The sequence below is a fragment of the Treponema socranskii subsp. buccale genome (genome assembly GCF_024181585.1).
GTDB classification, from domain to species: domain Bacteria; phylum Spirochaetota; class Spirochaetia; order Treponematales; family Treponemataceae; genus Treponema_D; species Treponema_D buccale.
On sequence record NZ_CP054258.1, the window covers coordinates 666,606 to 687,706 of the forward strand.

Below are 21,101 nucleotides of genomic sequence, written 5' to 3' on the forward strand. Positions count from 1 at the left end.
CGCACTCCGTGCTCGTTGCAAGTGGCGCGGGGAACTTCGCACTCCGTGCTCGTTGCAAGTGGCGCGGGGAACTTCGCACTCCGTGCTCGTTGCAAGTGGCGCGGGGAACTTCGCACTCCGTGCTCGTTGCAAGTGGCGCGGGGAACTTCGCACTCCGTGCTCGTTGCAAGTGGCGCGGGGAACTTCGCACTCCGTGCTCGTTGCAAGTGGCGCGGGGAACTTCGCACTCCGTGCTCGTTGCAAGTGGCGCGGGGAACTTCGCGCTTCGCGCTCGTTGCAAGGTTGCGCGGGGAACTTCGCTCGATGTACGGCACGGTGTCGCTTCGCGTCCCCATTGAAATGGAAAACTCCAGACCGCCACATTACCAATTGAAAATTAAAAATGGATTTCCGTGACGTTTGCAGACGCTTGATGGATTTCCGCCCGGTTATAATTGTTTGACAAAGGCTGAGTTTTGTACGAAAATATTGTTATGAAAGAAAAGACCGTTTATATTATCGGGCATAAAAATCCCGACACGGATTGCGCCGTTGCGGCTGCCGCGTACGCGCGCTTAAAGCAGCTGCTCGGCAAAAAGAATTATATCGCGTGCAGAGCGGGGCATTTTTCTCCGCAGACGGAATACGTATTCAACCGTTTTAAAGTACCCTATCCGAAATATATCCCCAACGTCGTTCCGAAAGTCGCGTATTTTATGAGCGGTTTGTGCGATGCGGTCGGAGAAGACGAATCGGTGTGGGATGCCATCAGCGTTATGGACAGGCTCGAAAGCCGCGTGCTGCCGGTCGTCGACGAAAAGGGCGCGTATATGGCAATGCTCCATTACAATATATTTGCGCAAAACGTGCTTTCCGTTTTGGATCCCGAATATAAAACCGTTTTGCCGACGAGCATTGCGCTCATCGCGCACACGATACACGCACAGCCGGTTATCGTCAAAAACGAAAACGACGTGTTCAAAGCGTCGGTACTCGTCGGCGCTGCGTCGCTTGAAACTTTTTCGGATACGCTTTCCGAACACAACAGCGAAAATGCCGTCGTCATTACCGGCGACAGGGAAGACATACAGAGCGCGGCGATCGACGCGGGCGTCAAGCTCCTTATCATTACGCTCGGAAAGCCGCTGAAAAAAGAACTGCGTGAAAGAGCCGAAAAAAGGGGAGTGTCGGTTATTATCAGTCCCTATGCGACGTCTCCGACGGCGATGCTTATTCCCTATGCGGCTCCCGTTTCGGTTATGGCCGACGCCGACGTTCCGCCCGTACATCCGGAAGATACCGTTGCGAAAATACGGCCGCTCATTCAGGAATCTCCGTGCCGCTGTCTTCCAGTTATCGACGACGATAAAAAACTCGTCGGTCTCATTTCCGAGCACGACCTCCTGCAGGAGCCCGGTATCGAATTGATATTGGTTGATCACAACGAAGCTTCTCAAGCGGTCGACGGCATCGCTCATTACCGCATACGAGAAGTGATCGATCATCACCGGCTCGGAACTCTTTCTACGGATTATCCGATTATGTTTATTTCAAAGCCGGTCGGTTCGACATCGACTTTGATAACGAATCTCTACCGCGAATACAAAGTGCCGATTCCTCGCGAAATCGCAAGCATTTTGTTGTGCGGCATCCTTTCGGACACGCTCATATTGCAGTCCACTACGACGACGGACGAAGATCGGGAGACGGCAAGCTATCTTTCGGATATCACCGGTCTCGATAGTAAACAGCTCGGTAAGGACGTGATCGCAGCGGGAAGCCGCATCAAGGGGCGGAGCGCGCACGACCTCGTTACGCAGGACATGAAAGAGTATGTGCAGGACAAAGTGAATTATACGGTGAGCCAAATCGAAGTGGACGATACGAAAGAGATTCTCGACCGCAAAAAAGAATTTATCGAAGAACTCGAAATCGAACAGCGTTCGCGGAAATTGCTTTTTTCCGCTCTTCTCGTTACGGATATTACGCAGCTGTCGAGTCTGCTGTTTTTGGTCGGAGACGAAAAATTTATACCGCTTGTGACTTTTCCGCGTCTCGAAGAAAACGTGTATTATTTAAAAGACGTCGTGTCTCGCAAAAAGCAGCTCATCCCGCTTATGACGGAGCAGCTGCACGCATACGAAACGTAAAATTTTAATTCGCGCCTGTGCCGTCTTGCCACTGCCTTTCCGTGCAAGTATAATGAAAACGCCGATTAAAATCGCTCGCGCGGCTTACGGGCATTTCCGCCTTGCGCGTCTTTTTTTAATTTTCAAAAATAAATAAAATGTGCCGAGGCGAGCTGAATAACTTGCAGTGCGCACAAAACGATTGGAGTACCTATGTCGAAATATCCTTTTGAAACGATTGAACCGAAGTGGCAAAAATATTGGGAAAAAAATAAAACGTTCAAAACGACGGAAGACGAATCGGTACCGAAAGAAAAGCGGCGCTACGTTCTCGATATGTTTCCGTATCCGAGCGGCGCGGGTTTGCACGTCGGACACCCGGAAGGCTATACGGCGACCGACATCTACTGCCGCTATCTCCGCATGAACGGATACAATGTTTTGCATCCGATGGGCTACGATGCATTCGGTTTGCCCGCCGAAAACTATGCGATTAAAACGGGCACGCATCCGGCGGCTTCAACGATGGCGAACATCGAACACTTTACGCAGCAGATCAAAGCGCTCGGGTTTTCCTACGATTGGGACAGGTGCGTCATCACGTGCAAAGAAAGTTATTATAAATGGACGCAGTGGATTTTTTTACAGCTGTACAAGCGCGGTCTCGCTTATGAAACGGATTCTCCGATAAACTGGTGTCCGAGCTGCAAGACGGGGCTCGCAAACGAAGAAGTCAAAGAAGGAAAATGCGAACGCTGCGGTTCTCCCGTTACGCGCAAAACGATCCGGCAGTGGGTTTTAAAGATTACCGCGTACGCCGACAGATTGCTCGAAGATTTGGACGAACTCGATTGGCCTGAAAGCGTCAAGCTCATGCAGGAAAACTGGATCGGACGATCGACGGGAGGAGAAGTCGATTTCGCCGTCGCAGGCAAAGACGGCAAAGCGAGCGGAGATAAGCTCACGGTTTACACGACGCGGGCGGACACGCTTTTCGGAGCGACGTACATGGTTATCGCGCCCGAACACCCGCTCGTTTCAAAGCTTACGACCGACGAGCAAAAAGAAGCCGTCGACGCATACGTCGAAAGCGCCGCAAAAAAATCAGACCTTGAGCGTACCGATTTGGCAAAAGATAAAACGGGTGTGTTTACCGGAAGCTATGCGATTGACCCGGTAAACGGACGCGAGATTCCGATTTGGATTTCGGATTACGTACTTATTTCGTACGGTACCGGTGCGATTATGGCCGTTCCCGCGCACGACGAGCGCGACTGGGACTTTGCGAAAAAATTCGATTTGCCGATCGTAAAAGTCGTCGCATCGAAAGAAGAAGCCGCTTCTCTCGGCGGCGGAGACGAAAAAGCGGGACAGGCGATTTTATTGAACGCCGCAAAAGACGAGGCGGCATATCGAAAACTTGTCGAAGCGCATCCCGAAATCTTCAACGTCGCCGATGCGTGCACGAGTGCGGACGGGTATTCGATCAACAGCGGTGCCTTTACGGGAACGGCTACGAAACAGACGATCAAAGACATGATAGCATGGCTTTCCGAAAAAGGTATCGGCAAAGAAGCGGTAAATTACAAACTGCGCGATTGGATTTTCAGCCGACAGCGCTATTGGGGAGAGCCGATCCCGCTCGTGCATTGCCCGGCCTGCGGCGTCGTTCCCGTCGACGAAAAGGATTTGCCCCTCGTGCTGCCCGATGTAAAAACCTATCAGCCGACGGGTACGGGGGAAAGTCCGCTTGCGGGGATCGACGAGTGGGTGAACTGTACGTGCCCCAAGTGCGGTGGAAAAGCGAAACGCGAAACGAACACGATGCCGCAGTGGGCGGGAAGCTGCTGGTATTATCTGCGCTATCTCGACCCGCACAACGACGAACGTTTTTGCGCTCCCGAAAAAGAAAAATACTGGATGCCGGTCGATCTCTATGTCGGAGGTGCCGAGCACGCGGTGCTTCACCTTTTGTACGCGCGCTTTTGGCACAAAGTCCTCTACGATATCGGAGCCGTGTCTACGAAAGAACCCTTCCGCCGCCTGGTCAATCAGGGGATGATCACGTCGTTTGCATACGAGCGCAAAAATAAAACCCTCGTGCCGACCGATATGGTCGAAGAAAAAGACGGCGTCTATATCGAAAAAGCGACGGGAGAAAAGCTCGAACGCGTCGTCGCAAAGATGAGCAAGTCGCTGAAAAACGTCGTAAATCCCGACGAAGAGATACAGCTCTACGGCGCGGACAGCGTACGCATGTACGAAATGTTTATGGGGCCGCTCGTGATGTCGAAGCCGTGGAATACGCAGGGCATCGTCGGCATAAACCGCTTTCTCGAAAAAGTGTGGAACGTGAGCGAAAAGGAAATCGGCGATATCGATATCTTCGGCACACTCGACGACGCTTCTCTTGCATCTGCGCGGAAAACCTATGCGCAGACGGTAAAAAAAGTGAGCGACGATACGGCAAGCCTTTCGTTCAATACGGCGATCAGTCAGATGATGATTTTTATCAATGAAGTGTCGAAGCTTTCCGTCGTGCCGAAAGTCATGTGGGAAGGTTTTGTCAAAATGCTTTCGTGCTACGCGCCGCATTTGGGCGAAGAGCTGTGGCAAAAACTCGGCCACGACGGGACGGTTGCATACGAAACGTGGCCCGCAATCGACGAAAAATATTCTGCCGACGATACGAAAACGATAGCCGTTATGGTAAACGGAAAACTCCGTGCAACCTTTCAAGCTGCAAGCGGTACGCCGAAAGACGAACTTGAAAAAAAAGCGCTTGCGGAGGAAAGCGCTGCAAAGCACATCGAAGGCAAAAAAATTATTAAAATGATTGTCGTGCCGGATAAACTCGTCAATATCGTCGTACAGTGATTCGGCTGCGGGATGCGGCGGGTATATTTCGGAACACGGCGATAAGGGGCGTAAAGCGATGAGCGGATTGCATTATACAGCGGTTATCTTCGATATGGACGGCACGATTCTCGATACGCTCGACGATTTGGCATCAAGCGTAAACTACGCCCTCGAAGCGAACGGTTTTCCGAAGCGGACGCGCGAAGAAGTGCGGCGTTTTGTCGGAAACGGTGCGGTAAAATTGATTCGGCGCGCAGTGCCCGAAGGTACGGCGGATGCCCTTTTCGATAAAGTATTCGAAGATTTTGACGCCCGTTATAAAGTTCACTGCGCCGATGCGACAAAACCCTACGACGGTATTCCCGAACTGCTCGCGTCTCTGCGCGCGTCCGGCATAAAAACCGCCGTCGTTTCGAATAAGCCGGATGAAGCCGTGCGGATTCTCGCCGAAACGTATTTTCCGCACCTCTTCGATGCCGCCGTCGGAACGAGAGACGGCATCAAAACGAAGCCTGCCCCCGATTCGGTGTTTGAAATTATTAAAAAAATCGGAGCGGGAAAAAAAGACTGCGTGTACGTCGGCGATTCCGAAGTCGATATAGAAACTGCAAAAAATGCGGACATCCCGTGCATCAGCGTTTCGTGGGGTTTTAAAGACCGCGGATTCCTTGCCGAACACGGAGCGCAAAAAATCGTCAATAACGCAAAAGAGCTTTCGGCTGCCGTCGGTGTACGAAATATCGGATAAAAAAATATCCTTTCACTCACGAACTGAATAGCAAGTTTGGAAAGCAAATAAAATTATGTTTACGGCGAGGTTCCGGTTGCGTGCCGTTTCGAGCGTTAGGCTTACGAAAGCCTGCCTCTAAAAGCTCGACCGCGGCTCATACATGGCGAGTTTGCAGAGCAAACTCGATAGTGAGCGCAGCGAAACGAAGTTCTCGCCGTAACTACAGCGCTATTAGTTGATATTTTCCCAACTCGACCTTCGACCTATAAGCCATTTTCCTCTGCCGTAGTAGATAAAAAAAGCGATCGCGGTCGCAGTCCACGTGATCGGATAGCAGGCGACGACGGTTAGAAGCGTGTTATGCAGCGGAACGGCTGTGAAAATCCACGCGACGCGCAGCACGCATACGCCGAGCATCGTTATGATCATAGGCTTGAACGTTTCGCCCGTACTGCGGATCGTGCCTGAGAGAATTTCGATCGGAACGTAGGTGATAAAAAAGAGCGGCAAAAAATGCAGCAGCGACTTTCCCTGCGCGATTACCGCTTGGTCGTGCGTAAAGAGCAAAAAGATGTATTGTCCGAAAAGATAAAAGATCAGCGTATAAAAGGCGGCTGCCCCTCCCGCCATGCCGAGCCCCTGTATCGTCGCCTTTTTCATGCGATCGATTTTGCGAGCGCCGTAGTTTTGACCGGCAAAGGTTGTGATTGCAATGCCGAACGAGCTTACGGTCATCCAAAAGACGGAATCAAGCCTGCCGTATGCCGCCCACGCCGCTGCAACATCCGTTCCGAATGAATTGATATTCGATTGAATTATTAAATTTGAAACGGTATAGAGCGAAGCTTGAATGCCCGCAGGAAGTCCTATCGCACTCATGCGTGAAAGGAGGTGCGGCGTAAAGCGGATTTTTCCGATGACGAGGCGGGCGTAGCGGTTCGGCTCCCGCATGAGTTTTACAAGCGTCAAAACCGTACAGAGGATTTCCGAAATAACGGTCGCCCATGCCGCCCCCGCGACGCCTAAGCGGAAAACCGCGACGAAAAGCAGATCGAGAAAGATGTTTGCGATACAGCCTGCAACGAGAATAATAAAGGGACTTTTGCTGTCGCTGAGCGCGCGCAAAACGCCCGATCCGACGTTATAGACGAACATCGGAAGAGCGCCTGCAAAATAGATTTTGAGGTATGTTACCGAAAGCGAGAAGATATCGTTCGGCGTCGATATCGCTTTCATCGCGGGAGCGGATGCGAAAAAACCGGCGACGGACATAAAGATGCCCGCCCATATCGACATCGCCATAGCGGTGTGTACGGCTCGGCTGAGCTCCCGTTCGCGTTTGGCGCCGTAAAATTGAGAGATTATGATCGTCGCGCCGCTCGATATGCCGAGAAAAAATCCGACGAGGAGATTGACGTAGACGCCGCTTCCTCCGCTTACGGCGGCAAGGGCTGCTTTGCCGAGAAATTGCCCGACGATGACGGCATCGACCGTATTGTACAGCTGCTGAAAAAAAGTGCCGAGCAGAATAGGGAAAAAAAACGAAAGGAGCGAGCGCCATACGGATCCGGTGAGAATGGAAGCGGATGTACCGTTGTTGCCGTCGCGCGTCATGGCTTTTACTGTACAGCGCTTTTGTGCATTTGTCCAGCGCTTTATGTGTGCAGCCGCCCGCGGATGGCGGATGTTTGTGCGGATTGCTTTTTATTAAAGTACGAGTATACTGATTCATATTCCGACAGTCCGTAAGTATGCCGTTCCGAAAGGATATAAAGGAACCTATCGGGAATATTTGTTGGAGAATTATGTTCGCTTTTATACGGTAAAAAAGAGATAAGATAATAAAGCGGTGGAATGATTTTTGCGGGTGGGAATCAAGATTGGCATGGAGATGTAAATAAATGAGTATAAAAAGAATAGTTTTATATATATCGATTATAGTATCGGTCTTAGCAGTTGTTTCCTGTAAGGAAGAATTTCCTACATTAGAAGATTTTGCCGAATATTCAAAGTATCTTGAAAACGGTGATTTGGAGGGTGTAAAAAAATATTATAAAAAATTCGGTCCCAGATCGGTTGAGCAATACGGGGTTGAAGGGTTGTTTATGATAAACCCTTTAGAAGTTTCTTTATATTACAATCACTATGATGTTGCCGAATTTTTGTTGAAAAAAGGTGCTAATGTGAATATTATAGTCCCCTCTATTAATAATTATTTATTTGCCGCAATGATTGTAAATGAAAAGAAAGACGCATTAAGATTATTACTAAAATACGGTCTTGATGTGAATGCAAAGTCTATAAATGGCGAAACAGTTTTATGGTATGCAGCAAGATCAGGTGATATTGATATTCTGAATTGGATTGTAAATAAAGTCAAAAATATTAATCAATTAAATGATGATAAAGAAAATGCTTTAACAGGGGCTGTTTATTCCGGAAATATGGACTGTGTACAGCTTCTTATAGAAAAAGGAATCAATATTAATAATATTGATAATAACGGTGATACAGCATTGTTTTATTCCGTTTATTTGAAATATATTGAAATAAGTGAATATCTGATAGAGCATGGAGCAGATATAAATATTGTTGATAACGAAGGTTATGATGCAAAATGGTTTGCCCATGAATTGGGATTGCAAATTAAAGGACTTACATATTAATATGCTTGCCGATTATGCCGGTGCTTCCGGTATGAAAAAAAAGAATATTCGTCTGCAGATTTGTTATCTTCGAGTAGAATGGTACGAGCGCTTTTGTGTGTGTCCGCTTTGACAAAACGGGGCATTCGGGCTATACTTGCTTTCGTTTTCGGGATATAGCGCAGCCGGTAGCGCGCTTGCTTTGGGAGCAAGATGTCGGGCGTTCGAACCGCCCTATCCCGACTTCTCGCCGTAGAAACGGACGGAAGCCTTTAAAAAATTGGCTTGAGTTTTTAGAGGCATCTGCCTATCTCTCAAAATTACAATTATTAATAATTGTCGATCGATGCGCTTTCAATGCATCTGCTCTTCGAGCCTGAAATACGCGTACCGATCTTCATCGTACGGATAATCCCACGCGCCGGCAAAACGCACTTTTTCGCCGCCGAATCCCGTTTTAAAAAGATAGAGACCCCCCATCGGATTCGACACATCGCCGTTCGGCGGAATGCCCATGAGATCGTAGCGCGTACAGCCTTTGCTCCGTGCAAAACGTATCGCTTCCCATTGGAGTCCGTAGTTCGGCATGAGCTCGCGCTGCTCCGTCGCGGAGCCGGCATACATATAATACGCATTGCGCCCCGATAGCGCGATGATGATTCCCGAAAGCAGTTTTCCGCTTTTCGAAGCGGTCATAATATGGAACTGCGGAAGCGGAGCGGGGGCGGTGAGCGGGATGATTTCTTTTTTTATTGTTTCGATTTTTTTGCGCGGCGGCGGTTCGTGAAAGGTGTTTTCCTGAATGCGCTTGTGCGAAAATAAGACATTGAAATACTCTTCGCTTTCGTAATAAAAACCTTTTCGCTTCGCCGTCTCTTTATACAGCGCATACCAATCGTGCAGCATATCGATGCCGCCGACGGCAAAATCGATTTCGCTCCGGTATGAACGGCGTATGCAGTTTCGCGTCGTCGCCCTCATGCGCGAAAGAATCTGTTCAGGCGTAAGCGATAAATTGATAATAACCGTATCGGGCGCAAGGTGATTTCCCGCCGCTTTCCGCAGCTTATGCGTTTTCGTACCCCAGTTGAGCGCAAGCTGTGCCGTCTCAGGTCTGACGATCTCTTCTCCGCCGTATTGGCTCCGCCACGCCAAATCGTAGCGCACGCAAATGCAGTTTTCGGGAACATGGGGACGGAGGGCGAGCGCGAGCTCTTCGAGAAGCGTACCGCGTTGTTCCGCCGGCAGCGCAAGCGACGGAGCTTTCGGCGCGTATGCGTAGGAACTGCCGTCGTGACGCGGGCGAAAGAGCACCATAAACGGAAAAGTGTACGCGGATGAAAAAGCGTCATCCGTAAACGTCGCCGAAAAAAATCGCGCTTCCTGTCCGGTGAATTTTTTAAATGTTCCCCAAAATGCCGTTTGAAAGAGATTGTCTTGCGGAGGAAACGCTTCCGGAGATACTTGTTCGATCGCAACCATAAAGGCTACCATAACAATTAAACGCAAAAGGCGCAATGCCGGTGACGGCTTTTGTTCGGCGTATATGACGCGGTATTTTTATACGCATCGCTGCAATTTCTCTCGTTCTTTGTGAGGCGTACGCTCGCTCTGACGGTTTTGTGCAGGGGATATTTTTTTGTTCTTGTGGTATACTGTTGTGCGGAGGAAAATACGAATGAAATACAATACAAATGCAATAGGAAATGCTTTCTTTCAATATCCCCTGTCGGTATGTATTGCAATATACTTTATATGCTATGCGTTCCGTCTGTGGGAATATTTTGTGCTCAAAACGGACGAAAGCGTTATCGGTGAAAACTTTATTCATAAAGCGTGCGGCGTCGCTGTAATTTTCGCCGTGCTTTTCGTATCGGGTTTGCATTGGCGCGACATCGGTTTTGTATGCGACGGTCGGCTTAAAAATATCGGCTTGGGTTTGACTTTAGGCTTCGGCTTTTACACGATCGCCTATGCGGTCGAGTGCATCGTGCTGTACGTTCAGGGAGCCTCTCCTTCTTTGAAGATAGCGTCCGGCGGTTTTTCACTGGTAAAGAGTACCGAGTTTGTAAGCACGGGCATCGCTTTTATTCTTTTATTCAATGTGCTCAATGTGTGGATGGAAGAAGGTTTGTTCCGCGGGCTTTTTACACGGTGTTTGCGCGAGCGGTATGACTGTAGGATGACAATATTTATTACCGCATTATTGTTCGGGCTGTGGCATTTGATAATGCCCGTACGCTCGTTTATCGAAGGGCAGATGAAGCTTGCTCCGATGCTGCTTTTGGGCGCAGGCTATGTCGCGCTCACATTCGTCTACGGTTTGAAGATGAGCTTTTTATACAGAATGACCGGATCCGTATGGGCGGGCTTGTCCGAACACTTTTTTAACAACAGCATCATCAATATCGTTCACGTTGCCTCGAGCAGGGGAAGCGATCATCTGCAAGTTGTACGGATCGTAACGGCGCAGCTATTGTCCTTTATCTTTGTAACCATCCTCTATCTGCTCAAGCGGAAAAACTTGCTTCCCGTATTTTGACGGCATGTATCCTTTATGCTATACTTCGAATTATGAACGATATTCGATTTCGATTTGCCGAAGTTGACGCCGCCGTTTTTTATGAGTACATTATACGTAGTCTGAATATCGAGTTTCGAAACTATTTATAAATGAAGGTATACTTTCAGCGAGAACTTCGTTCGCTGCGCTCACTACCGAGTTTGCGTTGAAAACTCGCCGTGTATGCTGCGGGCGAGCTTTTAGGGCAGGCTTCCGTAAGTATAACGCTCGAAACGGCACGCAGCCGGAATCTCGCTTTGCGCATGATTTTATTTGTTTTCGAAACTCTCCATTCATGATATATGAAACGGTTGGAAAATTTCGAGTTTTACAAACTCGAAATTCGAGTTATATACGGTTGTCGCTGAAAACTTCTGCGGTTTTCGGAAAGCGGCCGTAATCCAAATTGAGGCATACGATGGCGGAAGAACAAAATTGCAATAACGAATGCACTTCGTGCGGCAAAAGCTGCGAGCAGCGGGATTTTCGCGCAAAGCTGCACGAAGGCAGCAGCGTCAAAAAAGTGATCGGCGTTTTAAGCGGGAAAGGAGGTGTCGGAAAGTCGTTCGTCACCTGTCTTTTAGCCTGCGCCATGAATCGAAAAGGAAAACGTACGGCGATCCTCGATGCCGATATAACCGGCCCCTCGATCCCCGAAGCGTTCGGTCTCTCTTCGGCGCGCGCCGAAGGGAACGAACAGATAATTCATCCGGTGACGACGGACGGCGGCATTCAGCTCATGTCTATGGACTTTTTGCTTGCGAGCAATACCGATCCCGTCATCTGGCGGGGACCGGTCATATCCGGCGCGGTAAAGCAGTTTTGGACGGATGTGATTTGGCGCGACGTCGACTATATGTTCGTCGATATGCCGCCGGGTACGGGAGACGTACCGCTCACGGTGTTTCAATCGCTTCCGGTCGACGGCATCATAGTCGTATCGTCCCCGCAGCAGCTCGTGCGCGTCATCGTCGAAAAAGCGGTGAAGATGGCGCAGATGATGAAGATTCCGATTTTAGGTCTCGTCGAAAATATGAGCTACGTCAAATGTCCGAAGTGCGGCGAAATCATCAACGTATACGGTAAAAGCAATATCGAAGCGATCGCAAAAAATTATGATCTGCCGGTGCTCGCGAAAATTCCGATAGAAGAACAGTCGTCCGCCGCAATCGATTTGGGGACGATCGAAGACTTGAACGTCGATTACGTCGATAGCGCAATCGATACGATACTTGCTTTGTAAAGCCTGCGGTACGCATCGATCGGCAAAAGTATACGCGGCGAATTACGAGCGAATTTAATCTTTTTCCGATGTGTGAGTCGTATCGTATTCGGCTCCGTCTGAAATATGCGCTTTCTGTTTATCGGGAAAGATAAAAGCGCACAGAATATAGGCGAGGATGCCGCCCATACCGAAGCTCAAAATCGTTAAAATGCCCCAGATAAAGCGGACGACGGTCGGATCGGCGTCAAAGTATTCGGCGATGCCGCCGCATACGCCGCAGATTTTTTTGTCATCCGATTTATATAATCTTTTTTGCATCGCTAATCGCTCCCTTGATAAAGGAATAAAGACGCTGTCGGCTTTATCCTTACGCGGACGGGCGCCGACAGAATTCGATTTTCGACACGTCGCTTAAAACGAAGTGCCGGAAATGCCGGTTTTAAAAATCGATCAAATGCCGTTGTAGTGCGTTTTCGTTTTTTCCCGTACATAGGCGATAAAGTCTTTGAGCGAAAACGTTTTTTGTTCGAGACCGCTGTCGGCGCGGAAGCGGACGGTTACCGCACCTTCGTCTTTTTCTTTTTGTCCGACGATGAGGATGTACGGCGTTTTGCGCTCCGAGCTTATCGATTTGATTTTGCTTTTCATATTGCTTTCGTCGACGTATGCGTTTGCGCGTATGCCTTTTTCGGCGAGCGCGTTCCGCACAGCTTCGGCATACTCGTAAAAATCGGGCCCGACGGGAACGACGGCCGCCTGTTCGAAGTGGAGCCACGCGGGAAAAGCGCCGGCGTAGTTTTCGATGAGGATGCCGATAAAACGTTCGAGAGAGCCGAGCACGGCGCGGTGCAGCATAACCGGATGGTGCTTTTGATTGTCCTTTCCGATGTATTCCGCGTTGAGCCGTTCGCTTGACGGCAGCTGGTAATCGAGCTGAATCGTACCGCACTGCCATTCGCGGCCGAGCGCATCGACGAGGGTAAATTCGAGCTTCGGCCCGTAAAATGCGCCTTCTTTCGGCTGCACGTCGTAGTCGAGACCCGCTTCTTTGCACGCGTTTCCGAGAGCGGTTTCGGCGTGATGCCACGTCGCTTCGTCTCCGACGTGATCGTCGGGCATCGTGCTCAGTTTGACGATGAGATTTTTATTAAAACCGAAATCGTCGTATACGTCGACGAGGAGCTTGCAGAACTTTGCGACTTCGCTTTCGATCTGCTCTTCGGTACACAAAATGTGCGCGTCGTCCTGCACGAAGCCTCTCACGCGCATAATGCCGTGGAGCGTTCCGCTCGGCTCGTTGCGAACGCAGTGACCGAATTCGGCAAGGCGCATCGGCAGGTCTTTATAGCTTCTCGTCCGCGTTTTAAATATTTCGATTGCGCCGGGGCAGTTCATCGGCTTGATCGCGAACATGCGCTTTTCGCTTTCGGTGATGAACATATTTTTTTGATAATGTCCCCAGTGTCCGCTCCGTTCCCACAGCGTGCGCGGCATAATCGCCGGCGTATTGACTTCCATATAGCCGTCGGCTTCGAGCTTTTTTCGCATGTATTCCTGCAGCGTTATATACACGGACCAGCCGTTCGGATGCCAAAAAATTTGACCGGGATCTTCGTCGTCTATGTGGAAGAGATCCATCTTTACGCCGAGTTTTCGATGATCGCGCTTGTCGGCTTCTTCGAGCATTTTGAGATAATTTTTCAAATCGTCGGGCTTTGCAAAACAGGCTGCGTATACGCGCGTGAGCATCGGCTGACTTGCGTCTCCGTGCCAATATGCGCCCGCAATTTTCATCAATTTAAAAGCCTGCGCGTTTATCTCTTTCGTGCTCGAAACGTGCGGCCCGCGGCAGAGATCGCAAAAGCCGTCCTGTTCGTAAGTGGAGATCGCTTCGTTTGCGGGAAGGTTTTGTATCAAATCGATTTTATACGGCTCGTCTTTGAAAAGGGAAAGCGCTTCGTCTTTTGAAATCTCTTTGCGTACGAATTCGTGATTGCCCGAAAGAATTTTCCGCATCTCTTTTTCGACCGCAGGAAAATCGCTTTCCGAAAATTTGACGTTGTTCGGAAAATCGAAATCGTAATAAAAGCCCGTATCGATTGCGGGGCCTATCGCGATTTTCGTACCCGGATAGAGATGTTTGATCGCTTCCGCCATAACGTGCGAACAGCTGTGCCTGATCGTCTGTAATCGTTCATCGAGTGCCATATACGTACCTATAATATCGAGAGATTGCATTGATAATAACCCGAATGCCGATTTTTGTAAATCACTTGGAAATTGCGGTTGCAGGGATTACGCATGAGAATCTATATTCCTCAAAAAATAACCATTACCGTAAAAGATCGGCTGCACTCCCGGCAGCAGCCCTGCCGTTCGCCGCAGCAGACCGTGATTGGAATCGGACTGCGCGAACTTTTTTACCAAAAAGTTCGCTTGCCATCGGTTAGAGCGGCTCGGCGGCATTGCCGCTGCCTCGCGTTCCGCCTTTTTTATTTTATATTATGTCTCTTTTCTGTGTATACATTTTTCATGCGGAATCCCTGATTGCGGTTGCCCCTGCGGTGTATTTTTCGCAGTATGTGTTTTTCGCTGTTGTCAACAATTTGAATTTTTTTCACCGCTTTCGCTCTCCCTGCCTTTTATGCTATACTTGTGTCTTACAAATCAGGGGTGCGATAAAACGTTTTTATGGGAGTGCACATGAAAGCTTACAGACGGCTGCATTTTGACGGCATCGAAAATTTTCGCGATCTCGGCGGCTGGGAATGCAGCGGCGGCGGGATGACGAAATACGGAGTGTTTTATCGTTCGACCGAACTTGCAAAAGCGACGAAAGCCGACTTGCATCGCATTGAAGATTTGGGTATACGGACGATCCTCGACCTTCGCCATCCTGAAGAAACGGCTTCCCGTCCCGATTGCCTGCCGAAGGCCTGCGTTTATAAAAACATATCGGTGCAGGGTTCCATCCGTCCTCACGAACTCAAAGTGAACGGAGACGTGTATATGACGCGCACGTTGTACAATATGTATCGGCAGCTCCTCACGGTGAGCGGCGATGAATTCCGCAAAGTGCTGTTTTTTTTAGCCGATGCGGAAGGACCGACGCTGTTTCACTGTGCTGCGGGAAAAGACCGTACGGGACTTACCGCGATGTTTTTATATACGATCGCGGGCGTCGATGAAAAGGACATCGTAGCCGACTACGAAGTGAGCCACACGTATATCAAGGGCTTTATGTCCGACAATTCGGGTTCTCATTATATGAATATGGAAAAGCTGCTCGCATTTTTGCACAAAAATTACGGCGGCGTCATTCAGTATCTCGATGAGATCGGCGTAACTGACGCGGTGCGCCGAAAACTTTACAAAAAATTCGTTTCGATTTGAACGGCATTTGTTTTTCGGAGCGGATCGTATACCGATACCGTGCGGTTCGACGTTTTAAATATTTCTTTCCCGTGTTCGAACGGAGCTTTTTGTGATATAATCGGTAATCATGGAGGAATCATGATGAAAAAACAAGTACGACTGATGCCGATTGCATTGCTCTTTATCGCTTCTCTTTTTGCGGCAAGCTGTGCGACGACAAAAAAAGTTTCAGCAGAAAGCGCACGTGCAGGAATCGAAACGACGGTATCGTCGATCGACAAATACGGAAACTGTGCGCTTAACATTACGCAGGATGAATTTACCGCGGCGGGTTTCGAGCCGGGCGACATCGTGTCGGTAAAGGCGGGCGCTTTCGCCTTCGATGCTCCCGTGTGTACGAATTACAGCGACGTCGATAACGGAAAATACCTCGTCCGTTTGAGCAAGGGAGGCGTTTCGTTCGCAATCAATATGGGCAATTTTGCCAAAACGAGCGGAGCTGCAGCCGGCACTCCCGTCTCCGTCGCAATGAAAGGGAAGGGTGCATACCTTGCCGACTATAAAATCCGCCAGCTTAAAAAAAGTGAAAACAGAAGCGACTATGCATCCGACGAAGTTTTTGCCAATTTTCGCGAAGTAAAAGCGGGAGGCATTGCGTCCAGCCGCTTGTACCGATCGTGCAATCCCGTCTACGGTGATGCGCGCGCCCCTTATGCCGAAAAGCTCATACAGGCGAACGGCATAAAAGCTGCGGTAAACCTTGCCGACAGCCGCGAAAGCGCTTGGAAACACATCGATGAAGCGCCGTATTACAAAGGGCTTGCGGAAAAAGGTAATGTCGTTTTTCTCAACATGGGCGTTTCGTTTGCCGACGAAGATTTTATTAAAAAATTGCACGACGCCCTCGTCTTTATCGGCGAAAAGAAAAGCGCGTCTTATCTCGTTCACTGCAATGAAGGAAAAGATCGTGCGGGCTATGTGTGCGCTCTGCTCGAAGCTCTGTGCGGCGCGACGCTCGATGAAATCAAAGCCGATTACATGACGAGTTTTGAAAATTATTTCGGCGTCAAAAAAGGTACGGAGCAGTACGATATGATCGGAGGTGTCATCATCGGTACGCTCGTATCGATCAACGGCGGGCGAAGCGTTACCGATCGGAACGTCGGAAAAGTCGTCGAAAATTACCTCCGCACAAAAGTCGGCCTTACGCGTGAAGAGCTTGCCGCCGTTCGTGCGGCGCTGCAATAGGAAAGTGCGGCGCCGGAAATTTTACGCAGCGCGGGTGTGCAAATGCATGCCCGCTGCAAATGCAATGCAAACCGAAATGTTGACAAATCGTGAAAGTATTGTATAGAATAATTCAAGTATTAGAGATACAAGTTAGGATTAGGGATTTTAAGAAAAATAAAGTGTTGGCTTTCTTAGAAGGTGTAAAATGAAAAGAACTTATTTTGTTTTTGCAATTTTTTTGACTTTCGGTTTATTTATAGGATGTAATCACGCGGTAAGCGATCCTAAAATCGAAATCGTCTATGATTCGACTCCTACACAATTTGAAGGAAGCTGGAAGCACCCGAATCCTGACGCTAAAAATGCAACGTTTACTTTTTCCGGTAATCGATTTGTTTATACTCGTGATAACGGGATAAGGAAAACAGGTTTTATTCAATATTCTTCGACTGAATTAAAATTGGTCGTCGATGGAACAGTCGTCAGAACATATTCCTATACGATACAAACAGACATCTTAAATCTTAAGTCTAAATCAGGTAATGGTAAACTATATTTTTGGGGCACCTATAAAAAGCAACCATGATAGGCAAAAGTTTTTTTAGCGAGTTTCTATAAAAAGATTCAATTCCGATTCCGTCATTGCACTAAGTTATAACGCATATAAAAACAACAGCATAAAAGGCTGTCGTTTTGGGAGATGGGGAATTGAAGACAAAAAGCTCGTTTAATATAGATATGTAATGTTATGTAATACAATAAATTATCCGTTTTTACTGCACAACAATAGACGCTACAAAACGCCATTGTGTCTACATTCTTGTATACTTTTTTCGCTGTATACAAAATGAATTTATTCGTATTTCACAGGTTTTGTTACACTCGCGGAATTATGAAAAAAATGACAGCAGAATCAAAGCGTACGGAAAGATGAGGTTGGCGTATTAAAAAAAATAGGGTATAGTATTCAATAGAGGTATCAATAATTATGAGAAAAATTATATTTATTACTTTTGCTTTTATATTGATTTCTTTAAACGCTTGTAATATTACCGAATACGATAAAATCGAAAACGCGACGGTAACGAATAATGCCTCCGTGTCTCTCACTTTTAAAATAGACGGATCGTCATATACGCTGGCAAACGGGACGAGTACGGTAATTCAAACGACGTGGACGGGAAGCGTTGAGTTCGAAAACAATCCGCGTGCGGTGTTTAAAAAATATTATGATTACGCGAACGGCAATGCATTAAAGATTGATTTTACCGATATGACGGCATATCAGTTTAAGATAAAAAATAATGCCGCCGTAGAAGTTACTGTGAGTGAAAAAAATAATTTACTCGGCAGTACATACGGTGATAAAGCTACGGTAGCGGCTGGAATGGAGAAAAACGTTACGTTTTATACGGATAAACCGAATGTCGCCGTAGACACGAATGGGAATTTTACGATTACCGTTTACGATAAAGTGATTATAATCAATTAATTTTCGCTGTTTTTCGATTATCACTCTTCGCGTAAAGAGGCGATAATGATTTAATAAATCTTCAAAAAATATTTTTTATCGCTTTTATCAAAATAATTCTCATAACGATAACCGCCGACATCGCAAGTGAAATCAAATCGTATGTCGGTAGGATTAAGTCGAGTATGAACAACTCCCGTTGCAGCCGGCGGAATTGTTATCGATTGCGGCGAAGCAAATCTATCGTTCTGTACTTTTACCGTTATTTGGTGTGTGAACGTATTAACTACATTTAATTCATACGTGGGCATATCTTCAATAGTGGCGTTTTCCGCATATGTTTTAAATACAATCGGCTTGTCGGAAATAATTTTTCCCGCCGGAAAACTCGGCAGTTTCAGCGTCATACGCTCCGCCGGTTGAAGCGTAAAAACTGTATTACCGTGAGATATATAGGATGGTAATGCAGACAGAGGATTATAATATGTAACGTTATGTAATACAATAAATTATCCGTTTTTACTGCACGCCAATAAACGCGGCGTTACATATAACCTATTGACGAAGTGTGAACTATAGTTTACGATACAAGTATGAACTATGAAGTAAGGCAGACGGAAGAATTTTCAAAATGGCTTAAAAAACTGAAAGATGCCGTTGCAAAAGTAGCGATAGCAAGGCGGATTGATAGAATGACAGATGGTAATTTCGGGGATTCGAAGTCGGTCGGCGGCGGAGTGTTTGAGCTAAGGGTTGATGTGGGTAAGGGCTACCGTGTTTACTTTACAAATAAAAATAACAAGATTGTAATACTTCTTGTGGGCGGTGATAAATCAACACAATGCGAAGATATAAAGATTGCCAAGAAAATGGCTTCGGAGGTTTAAGATGTTGAAAACTACGGAATTTGATATTGCTGAATATCTCGACACGGAAGAATTAAGAGAAGGCTACCTTGAACTTGTTGCAAAGGACGGCACACAAGAGGAATTGCTCCGTGCAATAAACGCAGTGGCAAGAGCAAGAGGAATGACAGAGACCGCAAAGGAAGCGGGGATTACACGGGAGGGCTTGTATAAGGCGCTTTCCCCGAACGGCAACCCTACATTCTCAACCGTTTGGAACGTTCTTCACGCTATCGGCTACACGCTCACGCCTACGCCGATAGCAAAAACGATGTAATGCGTGTACGGATTTATACAGGAACATTTATGTTTTTGGGTATCTTTTTTTTGTAAGCTAAAAAACAGATGTTTAGCTGTTGACGTATTTTATAAAATGATATATAGTAGGGATGGAGGAATTGAATATGTCTAAATTCGGTACAAAGATTTATGATTTGCGGGTAAACGGGAAAAACGAAACACTTCGCACCGTCGCTTTTGCACTTGGTATTTCTGCTATGTACCTTTCAGAATTGGAGACAGGCGTAAAAATGCCGGTACGCAGCAAAGTAATACCGAAGATCGCGGAATATTACAATCAGGATGTCGAGGAGTTGAAACGCCTTTTACAAGAGGACATTAAGAATGCCGCGATTGAGACGGCAAAGAACGGTACATACGCACAGGCGTTTGCTGCTGCACGAAAAAGTCCTGCGGCCGTAAGTGCGCTGGAAAATTTTTTAAGACAGGAGAGAGAAAAATAATATGTTACTGGAAACGCATCCTATGCCGCCGTTAAGTGCGGCGGCTATTGAAGCTTATGTCGAACAATATCTTGCAAACTATATACCGCAGCATTTAATAGAGCCTAGTAGGCTTACAATGCAAGATATACAAAAAGCGATCTGGAATTCACATGGCTATAAAATCGCTCTTGTTCATGGATATCCCCTCGAATCAATAGAGGCACAGACGAATTTCCCCACAAACAGAATTGAAGTAACAGAAAAATTCATGATTGATTTCGAAAACGAATACCCTCGCAATCGATATACACTTGCGCACGAAGTAGGTCATGTTATTTTGCATAGCGGGATTGTCATGCAACTTGCGCCGTTGGCGGCACGGAGAAATACGCAACGCCCGATTAAAACCTATGAAAATGCAGAGTGGCAAGCAGAACATGCCGCCGGCGCATTACTCATGCCTCTCGTTACGTTACTTCCTTTTTTGTGTAGCTTATACGAGGATCACCATTCAGATAGAGAGATTGTAAAGGAGATACAAGCCGTTTATGGCGTTTCGTGTAGTGCCGCAACGGCAAGAATTCGTGCGGTCTTAAAACCGAATATAGAGAGAAAACGTAATGAAGTTATAAAAAATAAAGCCTTGAATGTTAGCAGCATTCAAGGCCTTATAGGGCTGTTTCAATCGCTCTGACGAATCTAAAGAACGGTTGAAACAAGTAATACAAGTGACAAGTCTGTTGGACAAGTAACCCCAGTCTTTTAAGTTTACTTTGTCCTCCTTGATTTGTCAAGGAGAAATAAAGTATGAATAATACTTCGCCTACTGTTGTAATCTTTACAAAATGGATTACTAGGAACGGTAAAAGAATCTATGCTTCACAGTATGGATTAAAAGCGTTCAAACTTGTAATTCCACAAAGCAAGTATAAGGCGCGATAGCCTTAGCTAGTCTATAAAGGGTGTGCAAAATTGACGATTCTAGATTTTGCACACCCTTTTTTTATCTCTTTACACCGCTCGATGCAGCACCACAATCACTCGCCCGTTTACGGTGTTTCAATTCACGCTCCCTGTCGGCTATCCGCAATATGCCATTGACAACGGAAAAACAATCAGGCTTTCAACTATCGAAGAAACAATAGCCATCATGGAAACGGATATACCGAGCGCCGAGGATTAAAACACCCGCTTAGCGTTGCGAGGATTGTCGAAGTGCGGTTTTATAACAATACTTGAGAAAATAATAGCCCCGCGTAATTGCG

Annotated in this window: 19 protein-coding genes and 1 tRNA gene; 15 read left to right on the top strand and 5 right to left on the bottom strand. The window is 47.4% G+C overall.

The genetic code is table 11. The features are described 5' to 3' along the window. The first annotated feature begins 473 nt into the window (after positions 1-473). From HRI97_RS02975 to HRI97_RS02985, 3 genes are all read left to right on the top strand, one after another. Entirely contained in the window at positions 474-2,129 is a 1,656-nt protein-coding gene (locus HRI97_RS02975) for a putative manganese-dependent inorganic diphosphatase (RefSeq protein ID WP_253726422.1), read from the top strand. A gap of 192 nt (positions 2,130-2,321) precedes the next feature. Further along, entirely contained in the window at positions 2,322-4,985 is a 2,664-nt protein-coding gene (gene leuS / locus HRI97_RS02980) for a leucine--tRNA ligase (RefSeq protein WP_253726424.1), read from the top strand. A 58-nt stretch (positions 4,986-5,043) separates the two neighbouring features. Further along, a complete protein-coding gene (locus tag HRI97_RS02985; protein WP_253726426.1) occupies positions 5,044-5,715 on the top strand; it encodes an HAD family hydrolase in 672 nt (223 codons plus the stop codon). A gap of 213 nt (positions 5,716-5,928) precedes the next feature. Here HRI97_RS02985 and HRI97_RS02990 read toward each other — a convergent pair whose 3' ends face one another. Continuing rightward, positions 5,929-7,311, bottom strand: coding sequence for an MATE family efflux transporter (locus HRI97_RS02990; protein WP_253726428.1), 1,383 nt, complete (start codon positions 7,309-7,311; stop codon positions 5,929-5,931). 287 nt (positions 7,312-7,598) lie between these two features. Here HRI97_RS02990 and HRI97_RS02995 point away from each other — a divergent pair, with 287 nt between their 5' ends. Both HRI97_RS02995 and HRI97_RS03000 read left to right on the top strand, forming a co-directional pair. Further along, positions 7,599-8,363, top strand: a complete 765-nt coding sequence (locus tag HRI97_RS02995) for an ankyrin repeat domain-containing protein (protein ID WP_253726430.1) — start codon at positions 7,599-7,601, stop codon at positions 8,361-8,363. A gap of 149 nt (positions 8,364-8,512) precedes the next feature. After that, positions 8,513-8,585, top strand: a tRNA-Pro gene (locus HRI97_RS03000). A gap of 111 nt (positions 8,586-8,696) precedes the next feature. Here HRI97_RS03000 and HRI97_RS03005 read toward each other — a convergent pair. Beyond that, positions 8,697-9,824, bottom strand: coding sequence for a lipid II:glycine glycyltransferase FemX (locus HRI97_RS03005; RefSeq protein WP_253726431.1), 1,128 nt, complete (start codon positions 9,822-9,824; stop codon positions 8,697-8,699). A gap of 196 nt (positions 9,825-10,020) precedes the next feature. Here HRI97_RS03005 and HRI97_RS03010 point away from each other — a divergent pair, with 196 nt between their 5' ends. Beyond that, on the top strand, positions 10,021-10,884 hold the full coding sequence (locus HRI97_RS03010; RefSeq protein ID WP_253726433.1) for a CPBP family intramembrane glutamic endopeptidase: 864 nt from the start codon (positions 10,021-10,023) through the stop codon (positions 10,882-10,884). A gap of 439 nt (positions 10,885-11,323) precedes the next feature. Further along, positions 11,324-12,148 (top strand): Mrp/NBP35 family ATP-binding protein, encoded by an 825-nt coding sequence (locus tag HRI97_RS03015; protein ID WP_253726435.1) that lies wholly within the window; start codon positions 11,324-11,326, stop codon positions 12,146-12,148. A gap of 54 nt (positions 12,149-12,202) precedes the next feature. Here HRI97_RS03015 and HRI97_RS03020 read toward each other — a convergent pair whose 3' ends face one another. Next, positions 12,203-12,448, bottom strand: a complete 246-nt coding sequence (locus HRI97_RS03020; protein WP_253726437.1) for a PspC domain-containing protein — start codon at positions 12,446-12,448, stop codon at positions 12,203-12,205. Positions 12,449-12,580: 132 nt separating this feature from the next. Next, on the bottom strand, positions 12,581-14,338 hold the full coding sequence (thrS, locus tag HRI97_RS03025; protein WP_253726439.1) for a threonine--tRNA ligase: 1,758 nt from the start codon (positions 14,336-14,338) through the stop codon (positions 12,581-12,583). Positions 14,339-14,833: 495 nt separating this feature from the next. Here thrS and HRI97_RS03030 point away from each other — a divergent pair, with 495 nt between their 5' ends. The 4 genes from HRI97_RS03030 (at position 14,834) to HRI97_RS03045 (ending at position 18,227) form a co-directional block, all read left to right on the top strand. After that, the gene (locus tag HRI97_RS03030) at positions 14,834-15,523 is read left to right on the top strand and encodes a tyrosine-protein phosphatase (RefSeq protein WP_253726441.1); all 690 of its coding nucleotides are present in this window, start codon (positions 14,834-14,836) and stop codon (positions 15,521-15,523) included. 120 nt (positions 15,524-15,643) lie between these two features. Further along, the gene (locus HRI97_RS03035; protein WP_253726443.1) at positions 15,644-16,753 is read left to right on the top strand and encodes a tyrosine-protein phosphatase; all 1,110 of its coding nucleotides are present in this window, start codon (positions 15,644-15,646) and stop codon (positions 16,751-16,753) included. Positions 16,754-16,940: 187 nt separating this feature from the next. Continuing rightward, positions 16,941-17,321 carry a hypothetical protein gene (locus HRI97_RS03040; RefSeq protein WP_253726445.1) on the top strand — a complete coding sequence of 127 codons (381 nt, stop codon included), beginning with the start codon at positions 16,941-16,943 and terminating at the stop codon, positions 17,319-17,321. A 402-nt stretch (positions 17,322-17,723) separates the two neighbouring features. After that, positions 17,724-18,227 (top strand): hypothetical protein, encoded by a 504-nt coding sequence (locus HRI97_RS03045; protein WP_253726447.1) that lies wholly within the window; start codon positions 17,724-17,726, stop codon positions 18,225-18,227. A gap of 50 nt (positions 18,228-18,277) precedes the next feature. Here HRI97_RS03045 and HRI97_RS03050 read toward each other — a convergent pair whose 3' ends face one another. Next, the gene (locus tag HRI97_RS03050; protein ID WP_253726449.1) at positions 18,278-18,613 is read right to left on the bottom strand and encodes a hypothetical protein; all 336 of its coding nucleotides are present in this window, start codon (positions 18,611-18,613) and stop codon (positions 18,278-18,280) included. A 186-nt stretch (positions 18,614-18,799) separates the two neighbouring features. Between HRI97_RS03050 and HRI97_RS03055 the strand changes: the two genes are divergently transcribed. From HRI97_RS03055 to HRI97_RS03070, 4 genes are all read left to right on the top strand, one after another. Then, a complete protein-coding gene (locus tag HRI97_RS03055) occupies positions 18,800-19,093 on the top strand; it encodes a type II toxin-antitoxin system RelE/ParE family toxin (protein ID WP_253726451.1) in 294 nt (97 codons plus the stop codon). A gap of 1 nt (position 19,094) precedes the next feature. Next, positions 19,095-19,388: an addiction module antidote protein gene (locus HRI97_RS03060; RefSeq protein WP_180487324.1), complete on the top strand. Its 294-nt coding sequence runs from the start codon at positions 19,095-19,097 to the stop codon at positions 19,386-19,388. 127 nt (positions 19,389-19,515) lie between these two features. Further along, positions 19,516-19,854, top strand: a complete 339-nt coding sequence (locus tag HRI97_RS03065; RefSeq protein ID WP_253726453.1) for a helix-turn-helix domain-containing protein — start codon at positions 19,516-19,518, stop codon at positions 19,852-19,854. Position 19,855: 1 nt separating this feature from the next. Next, on the top strand, positions 19,856-20,530 hold the full coding sequence (locus tag HRI97_RS03070; RefSeq protein ID WP_253726455.1) for an ImmA/IrrE family metallo-endopeptidase: 675 nt from the start codon (positions 19,856-19,858) through the stop codon (positions 20,528-20,530). The last annotated feature ends 571 nt before the right edge of the window (positions 20,531-21,101 follow it).

What these genes read in the sequence shown, in the direction of transcription:
- HRI97_RS02975 (WP_253726422.1), top strand. Translation starts at nt 474, where the DNA reads ATGAAAGAAAAGACCGTTTATATTATCGGGCATAAAAATCCCGACACG.
- leuS (WP_253726424.1), top strand. Translation starts at nt 2,322, where the DNA reads ATGTCGAAATATCCTTTTGAAACGATTGAACCGAAGTGGCAAAAATAT.
- HRI97_RS02985 (WP_253726426.1), top strand. Translation starts at nt 5,044, where the DNA reads ATGAGCGGATTGCATTATACAGCGGTTATCTTCGATATGGACGGCACG.
- HRI97_RS02990 (WP_253726428.1), bottom strand. Translation starts at nt 7,311, where the DNA reads ATGACGCGCGACGGCAACAACGGTACATCCGCTTCCATTCTCACCGGA.
- HRI97_RS02995 (WP_253726430.1), top strand. Translation starts at nt 7,599, where the DNA reads ATGAGTATAAAAAGAATAGTTTTATATATATCGATTATAGTATCGGTC.
- HRI97_RS03005 (WP_253726431.1), bottom strand. Translation starts at nt 9,824, where the DNA reads ATGGTTGCGATCGAACAAGTATCTCCGGAAGCGTTTCCTCCGCAAGAC.
- HRI97_RS03010 (WP_253726433.1), top strand. Translation starts at nt 10,021, where the DNA reads ATGAAATACAATACAAATGCAATAGGAAATGCTTTCTTTCAATATCCC.
- HRI97_RS03015 (WP_253726435.1), top strand. Translation starts at nt 11,324, where the DNA reads ATGGCGGAAGAACAAAATTGCAATAACGAATGCACTTCGTGCGGCAAA.
- HRI97_RS03020 (WP_253726437.1), bottom strand. Translation starts at nt 12,448, where the DNA reads ATGCAAAAAAGATTATATAAATCGGATGACAAAAAAATCTGCGGCGTA.
- thrS (WP_253726439.1), bottom strand. Translation starts at nt 14,338, where the DNA reads ATGGCACTCGATGAACGATTACAGACGATCAGGCACAGCTGTTCGCAC.
- HRI97_RS03030 (WP_253726441.1), top strand. Translation starts at nt 14,834, where the DNA reads ATGAAAGCTTACAGACGGCTGCATTTTGACGGCATCGAAAATTTTCGC.
- HRI97_RS03035 (WP_253726443.1), top strand. Translation starts at nt 15,644, where the DNA reads ATGATGAAAAAACAAGTACGACTGATGCCGATTGCATTGCTCTTTATC.
- HRI97_RS03040 (WP_253726445.1), top strand. Translation starts at nt 16,941, where the DNA reads ATGAAAAGAACTTATTTTGTTTTTGCAATTTTTTTGACTTTCGGTTTA.
- HRI97_RS03045 (WP_253726447.1), top strand. Translation starts at nt 17,724, where the DNA reads ATGAGAAAAATTATATTTATTACTTTTGCTTTTATATTGATTTCTTTA.
- HRI97_RS03050 (WP_253726449.1), bottom strand. Translation starts at nt 18,613, where the DNA reads ATGACGCTGAAACTGCCGAGTTTTCCGGCGGGAAAAATTATTTCCGAC.
- HRI97_RS03055 (WP_253726451.1), top strand. Translation starts at nt 18,800, where the DNA reads ATGAACTATGAAGTAAGGCAGACGGAAGAATTTTCAAAATGGCTTAAA.
- HRI97_RS03060 (WP_180487324.1), top strand. Translation starts at nt 19,095, where the DNA reads ATGTTGAAAACTACGGAATTTGATATTGCTGAATATCTCGACACGGAA.
- HRI97_RS03065 (WP_253726453.1), top strand. Translation starts at nt 19,516, where the DNA reads ATGTCTAAATTCGGTACAAAGATTTATGATTTGCGGGTAAACGGGAAA.
- HRI97_RS03070 (WP_253726455.1), top strand. Translation starts at nt 19,856, where the DNA reads ATGTTACTGGAAACGCATCCTATGCCGCCGTTAAGTGCGGCGGCTATT.